Origin of the sequence: Amycolatopsis kentuckyensis, assembly GCF_002155975.1 — a bacterium.
Classification (GTDB): Bacteria; Actinomycetota; Actinomycetes; order Mycobacteriales; family Pseudonocardiaceae; genus Amycolatopsis; species Amycolatopsis kentuckyensis.
This window is the reverse complement of sequence record NZ_MUMI01000479.1, coordinates 1-2,537: the sequence shown is the minus strand read 5'-3', so window position 1 is coordinate 2,537 and position 2,537 is coordinate 1. Positions and strand designations below refer to the sequence as shown.

The window sequence follows — 2,537 nt, the reverse complement described above, 5'->3', positions numbered from 1 at the left end:
CGGCGGGCGCGTCGGACTGGGTCGCGACGCTGCCGTCCGGGCTGGACACGAAGCTGGGACCGGGCGAGCACCCGGTGCCGGCGGCGATCGCGCAGCAGCTGGCGCTGGCCCGGGTGGTGCTGGCGGACCCGCACACGCTGGTGCTCGACGAGGCGACGTCGCTGCTGGACACGGGCTCGGCCCGGGACCTGGAGCGGTCGCTGAACAGCGTGCTGGCGGGCCGGACGGTGATCGCGATCGCCCACCGCCTGCACACGGCGGCGGCGGCCGACCGGGTCGCGGTGGTCGAGGGCGGCCGGATCACGGAGCTGGGCCCGCACGAGGAGCTGCTGTCGGCGGGCGGCTCGTACGCGCGGCTGGTCGCGGCGGCGAGTTAGTCCGGAATGTCCGGAGTGGCCGATGTGTTGCTCCCCGGGTAGGCGATCTTCTACCCGGGGAGTGCCATGTCTTTCGTGATGACCGCGGCCGAACGCGAGCAGTTCCTGAGCGGGGTGCACGTGGGCGTGCTGGCGGTGGAACGCGCCGGCCGGGCACCGCTGGCGGTCCCGGTTTGGTACGACTACGCGCCGGGCGGCGAGCTGCTGATCTGGATGGACCGCGACTCGGTCAAGGACCGGTCGATCCGCGCGGCCGGACGGCTGAGCCTGGTGGCCCAGGACGAGAACCCGCCGTACAAGTACGTGACGGTCGAGGGCCCGGTGATCGCGAACGACGGACCCCCGTCGCGCGAGCAGGCCCTGCGGATCGCGAAGCGGTACTGGCCGGAGGACCAGGCGACGGCCTACGTCGACTCGGCCCTCGGAGAGCGATCGGTGCTGGTCCGCGTCCGGCCAGAGAAGTGGCTGTCGAACGACCAGAGCAAGAGCTGACGTGGTCCGGGGCTGTGGACAACTCACGTCCACAGCCCCGGAACTGTCGGTGCGCCCCGGTAGAATGGCTACCGGGGGGCGCGGCCCGCCGTCACGCCTTCACGAGCGCGTCCACCGCGCTGAAGAACATGCCGAGCCCGTCGTCGGACGGCCCGGTCAGCGCGTCGATCGCGTGCTCCGGGTGCGGCATCAGCCCGACGACCCGGCCGTTCTCGCTGCGGATCCCGGCGATGTCGTTGCGCGACCCGTTCGGGTTCCCGCCGACGTACCGGAACACCACGCGGCCTTCGCCCTCCAGCTCGTCCAAAGTGGACTGCTCGGCCATGTAGCAGCCGTCGATGTTCTTCATCGGGATGAGGATCTCGGCACCGGGGTCGTACCGCGTCGTCCACGCCGTGTCGGTGTTCTCCACCCGCAGCCACTGGTCGCGGCAGATGAAGTGCAGGCCCTGGTTGCGGATCATCGCGCCGGGCAGCAGGCCGGCCTCGCACAGGATCTGGAACCCGTTGCAGATGCCGAGCACCGGCATGCCCGCGCGCGCCGCCTCGATCACCGGCGTCATGACCGGCGCGAACCGGGCGATCACGCCCGCGCGCAGGTAGTCGCCGTAGGAGAAGCCGCCCGGGACGACCACGGCGTCGACGTCACGCAGGTCCTCGTCGGCGTGCCACAGCGGCACCGCCTCGCCGCCGGCGTAGCGGACCGCGCGGGCCGCGTCGCCGTCGTCCAGCGTGCCCGGGAAGGTGATGACGCCGATGCGCGCGCTCACGCGTCCACCCGCGTGATCGTCCACTGTTCGATGACCGGGTTCGCGAGGAAGCCTTCGGCGATCTTCTCCAGCGTCGCGTCGTCGACCGTGTCGTCGACCTCGATCTCGAAGTGCTTGCCCTGGCGGATTTCGGTGATCCCGGTGAACCCCAGGCGGCCGGCGGCGCCGAGCGCGGCCTGTCCCTGCGGGTCGAGGATTTCGGGCTTCGGCATGACGTCGACGACGACTCGGGCCACGGCAGGCTGCTCCTTATTCACGCAGGTCGTGGGTACCCCGCGAGCATAGTTCACCCTCTCGACCCCCTGGCGGGGCCCACCGGGAAACCTAGACTGGCCGACGGCGCGGCGCTGCGCCATGATGAGTCGTTGACATCTCGCCAACAGGAGGCACCGTGGCCGTCCAAGACTCCTACGACTACGTCATCGTCGGCGCCGGGAGCGCGGGATGCGTCCTGGCGAACCGGCTGACCGAAGACCCGGCGGCGCAGGTCCTGCTGCTCGAAGCGGGCGGGGAGGACACCGCGGACGAGATCCACATCCCGGCCGCCTTCCCGTCGCTGTTCAAGACCAAGTGGGACTGGAACTACGAGACCGTCGAGCAGAAGCACACGGGCAAGACGTCGTACTGGCCGCGCGGCAAGATGCTCGGCGGCTGCTCGTCGATCAACGCGATGATCTACATCCGCGGCAACCGCGCCGACTACGACGGCTGGCGCGATTCTCACGGCGCCACGGGCTGGGGCTGGGACGACGTCCTGCCGTACTTCAAGCGCGCCGAGGGCAACCAGCGGCTCGGCGGGCCGCTGCACGGAACGGACGGCCCGCTGCACGTCGAAGACCGCCGGTTCACCCACGAGCTGTCGCACGCCTGGGTCGACTCGGCCGTCGCGTGGGGGCTCA

At 70.9% G+C, this 2,537-nt stretch carries 4 protein-coding genes and 1 pseudogene; 3 read left to right on the top strand and 2 right to left on the bottom strand.

Annotated features, from left to right (window positions below):
• Both CCN39_RS37565 and CCN39_RS37560 read left to right on the top strand, forming a co-directional pair.
• A pseudogene (locus CCN39_RS37565) lies at positions 1-377 on the top strand (ABC transporter ATP-binding protein); the annotation flags it as partial.
• A gap of 66 nt (positions 378-443) precedes the next feature.
• Entirely contained in the window at positions 444-869 is a 426-nt protein-coding gene (locus CCN39_RS37560; RefSeq protein ID WP_086850236.1) for a pyridoxamine 5'-phosphate oxidase family protein, read from the top strand.
• A 91-nt stretch (positions 870-960) separates the two neighbouring features.
• Here CCN39_RS37560 and purQ read toward each other — a convergent pair whose 3' ends face one another.
• Both purQ and purS read right to left on the bottom strand, forming a co-directional pair.
• The gene (gene purQ / locus CCN39_RS37555; RefSeq protein WP_086850234.1) at positions 961-1,638 is read right to left on the bottom strand and encodes a phosphoribosylformylglycinamidine synthase subunit PurQ; all 678 of its coding nucleotides are present in this window, start codon (positions 1,636-1,638) and stop codon (positions 961-963) included.
• Positions 1,635-1,874 carry a phosphoribosylformylglycinamidine synthase subunit PurS gene (gene purS / locus CCN39_RS37550; protein WP_013230759.1) on the bottom strand — a complete coding sequence of 80 codons (240 nt, stop codon included), beginning with the start codon at positions 1,872-1,874 and terminating at the stop codon, positions 1,635-1,637. Before purS ends, purQ begins: the two co-directional genes overlap by 4 nt.
• A 155-nt stretch (positions 1,875-2,029) precedes the next feature.
• On the opposite strand from purS, the gene CCN39_RS37545 reads away from it, so the two are divergent.
• Positions 2,030-2,537, top strand: a 508-nt coding sequence (locus CCN39_RS37545; RefSeq protein WP_208630570.1) for a GMC family oxidoreductase, incomplete at its 3' end; no start/stop codon positions are given.

Excerpts from the sequence above, each read along its gene's own strand:
- CCN39_RS37560 (WP_086850236.1), top strand. The coding sequence starts at position 444 with ATGTCTTTCGTGATGACCGCGGCCGAACGCGAGCAGTTCCTGAGCGGG.